Raw genomic sequence first — 3,488 nt, 5'->3', positions numbered from 1 at the left:
TACGTTTTTAGACTTGGAGCAGTGTCTAGACTCCAGGCGCCAGCCGCTCGGGTCATAAGCAATCCAGCTATGTGGCAAAGACCGCCACGTCGCTGGATCGACTTATGCCTGTCGCGGGCCTACAGGATGTAGGTCACGCAGCCGTTGCCACACGACGTGGCGAACTTAGGCTGTGTTCATTTGACGGCGCCTTCCGCTTTTCTTTGTAAACTGGAAATCTACTATAAGGGAGAGACATGTATGGCGAATGGTGGAGATTATTTAAAATCACCAGATTTACTTCCAGTGACACATCAAAAAAGGAGTATCGGGACATTTGGTTTTGCAGTGATTTGGATAGGAATGGCTATCGTTTTAGCCGCCTTTGCAATTGGCGGATCAGGTATTATTAGTTTGTCATTGCCGATGGTCATTTTAGCGACTTTGATAGGTTCCGTATTAATAGGCATATTGATGACGTTAATCGGTGATATTGGAATTGAACACGGCTTGTCCTTCCCGGTTTATATGCGTGCCCCATTTGGCACAATTGGCACGCATATACCGTCGCTCGTTCGTGGGGTGACAGCTGCTTGTTGGTTCGGGCTGAACACCTATTTTGGTGCAATGGCCATCAATGGGATTTTGAATTTATTATTCGACTTTAATAATTGGTTTATATGCTTCCTTGTTTTTGCGGCATTACAGTTATTTAACACATCGCTAGGCATTAAATCCATTGAGCGCTTTGCGGATTTTGCTGCGCCGGTTATTATTTTAATATCGTGCTGGATGTACATTACGCTTGCGGATCAAGCTACGGCTTCAGGCAAAGATGTGTGGACTTGGATGGAGTTACCGACAACAGGAATGGCAGCTTTTACAGCATTCATGGTTGTGATGATGGCGAACATGGGGTTCTGGGCAACGTTAGCAGCTGATATGCCAACACTATCCAGATTCTTTAAAGCACCAAAAAATGAACGCAATTGGTTCAAGCGTAATAAGACGCAGTTAGTTGGCTCTTTGATTGTGATGCCGATTACCAATACATTTATCGTAACCATAGGTGCAGTGGCCTATATGGCAGTAGCATCTGCTGATCCGATAAATGCCTTGCAGCAAAGTGCAAGTGGAATTGTGTTAGGGATTTTATTGCTAATGATTGTGTTAGCGCAATGGTCTACAAACACGTCCGCAAACGTTATTCCTGCGGCAACGATATTCTCAAACATTGGTGGACCAAAAGTTCCATTCGGGGCTGCTGTAATAATCGCGGGGGTTATTGGGATTTTAGCACAGCCGTGGAGCTTATTTGGCGTCTTAGTAGATGCGCTATTAATCATTGGTGGTATTTTAACAGCAATTGTAGGGATATTATTCGCAGACTATTATTTAATCCGTAAACGTCGAGTGAACGTAAAAGATCTATATGAATTAGACGGACAATATAAGTATATGAATGGCTTTAACTTAGCGGGGTTAATTGCTTGGGTGATCGGTGGAGCCTTAGCGAATATGTTCCCAACGTATTCTGCATTAGTGGGCTTTTTCGTAGGGGCAATTGTGTACTATGTATTGGCGAAATATTGGTGGTTTAAAAAGTACCCGCAAGCCGAACTTAACGATCCTAGTGACGCCAAGTATTTAGGTATTACAGTTGGTCACGATTGGGACGATATCGTCGTGCAAGAAATCGAAGCAAAAGGTGCTGAATAAGAAAAGCGAGGTGGATGTATGTCGGATCATTTACTAAGTATGGATGAAATGAAACAAGTAGATGACTATTTAGAGAGGGGCTTTAAAGTCCATTATGTGTATGAAAATTTAAGCGGGATGTTTGTCGAGTTTGAACGGCAGGAAGAAGAAGTTTGTTTGCAGATTCTGACCGCCGATGCGCGTAAATATCTTGCGGCAAAGCTCCAAGAACAAACGCAGTTGTAGTAAGGAATGTCAATTTAATATGAAGTGGCGAAAACTCTATTCTATTACCTACTAGAATAGAGTTTTAATGTTGTTCTTTTGTCTTCTTTGGCAAATGGTTGGCCTATTTTAAAGTATCAATTTTGTAAGAAATGTAGAGGTGAACGGGGTGTCTTTTTTCTATGTTTTAATTAGGAATAACTAGCTGATTATATCGGCGTATTGTATATGGATGTATACAATACATGTAATGATAATGTTTATACAAATGTATACACAGAAAGATGGTTTATGAATGAGAGATGAAGATGTTAAGAGAGAAGGACGTCATCGTCGTAGGCGCAATGGAGGGCCCTTTCTTTTTTAGAGCGAATGAATCTTAAGCGTTCAACCATTAAGCAACAGTTAGATCAACCCGAGTTTCAATCCATTCAACCCATTCTTGTCGGTGAATCAAAGGCCATTGATATGGTCATCAATGAATTTATTCAACTATTTGAAATCAATGAGGATGAGACTGAAAATCGTAAACAGTTGGTAGATGCTAGTGAGGAAGGGATTGAAGTGGATGAAATAAATTAACTTTTATATTGATAAAGTGTTTACGAAGCAAGATGCTCTTTTGTAGGAAGTGATTGCGTCAATCGAAGAAAACGGTACGCCTGCACATCATAGAAATAAAGGAAAAAAGAGTTTTAGCGGTAATTAATATGATGTTAATAGTTCCAATAGAAAGCCTGTAAATAACAGGGGATTCAGTCGGGATGTCTGTAGTTACACACCAAAAGGTAGAAGTAAACATCAAAGAGTAAAAGGCGATATAGCTCGCAAACTGCAACTAATGTTGTTGAATGCAACAAGGTGTATGCGGAGTAATGGGGAAATTTGTTTATAGCTATGATGTGCATTGTCACCATATGGATAAATATTAAAGAAATCCCCCTCCTTTATGTCACATTTACTTAACTATTATTTTATGCACGTAGTTGAATGCCCGTCCCCCCTTCTATTACTCGAATAGGATGTTATAGAAATGGGGTGAAAAAATGAAATTTTACAACTATGAAAAAAATTGTTGTAATAATAGGAAGTGTATTGTTCCTTGTAATAACAACAGTTTCCGTAAAATGAAATGTACAACAGGCCCACCTGGACCTGCTGGGCCTCCAGGAAGAAATGGTGTTGATGGCATTAACGGTGCTACTGGTTCCACTGGAGCTACCGGGGCAACAGGAGATACTGGGGCAACCGGATCAACTGGTGCAACCGGAACAACAGGAGAAAATGGAGCAACCGGAGCAACAGGCGAAACTGGAGCAACGGGAGAAAATGGATCAACTGGGGCAACCGGAGCAACAGGTGAAACTGGAGAAACGGGAGAAAATGGTGCAACAGGCGCAACCGGATCAACTGGGGCAACAGGTGAAACTGGTGCAACAGGTGAAACTGGAGCGACTGGGGCGACCGGAACAATCGGAGCAACAGGCGATACTGGTGCAACCGGATCAACCGGAGCAACAGGTGATATAGGCCCAATCGGAACAACCGGAGCAACAGGAGAAAATGGTGCAACAGGCGCAACCGGA

The 3,488-nt window shown here is 42.1% G+C and carries 2 protein-coding genes and 2 pseudogenes; all 4 read left to right on the top strand.

Annotated features, from left to right (window positions below):
• Nucleotides 1-240 precede the first annotated feature (240 nt).
• Complete coding sequence (locus tag I2483_RS18995; protein ID WP_207278625.1) at nt 241-1,698, top strand: NCS1 family transporter; 1,458 nt, start codon at nt 241-243, stop codon at nt 1,696-1,698.
• Between the two features lie 18 nt (nt 1,699-1,716).
• The gene (locus tag I2483_RS18990) at nt 1,717-1,923 is read left to right on the top strand and encodes a hypothetical protein (protein WP_207278624.1); all 207 of its coding nucleotides are present in this window, start codon (nt 1,717-1,719) and stop codon (nt 1,921-1,923) included.
• A gap of 327 nt (nt 1,924-2,250) precedes the next feature.
• Nucleotides 2,251-2,484, top strand: a pseudogene (locus I2483_RS18985) (hypothetical protein); the annotation flags it as partial.
• Nucleotides 2,485-3,029: 545 nt separating this feature from the next.
• Nucleotides 3,030-3,488, top strand: a pseudogene (locus I2483_RS18980) (exosporium glycoprotein BclB-related protein); the annotation flags it as partial.

It is taken from the genome of Sporosarcina sp. E16_3 (assembly GCF_017347125.1).
Lineage (GTDB): Bacteria > Bacillota > Bacilli > Bacillales_A > Planococcaceae > Sporosarcina.
The sequence above is the reverse complement of the archived record's forward strand: the minus strand, read 5'-3'. Positions and strand labels throughout refer to the sequence as shown.

Coding starts and splice junctions, on each gene's coding strand:
- I2483_RS18995 (WP_207278625.1), top strand. CDS start 241: ATGGCGAATGGTGGAGATTATTTAAAATCACCAGATTTACTTCCAGTG.
- I2483_RS18990 (WP_207278624.1), top strand. CDS start 1,717: ATGTCGGATCATTTACTAAGTATGGATGAAATGAAACAAGTAGATGAC.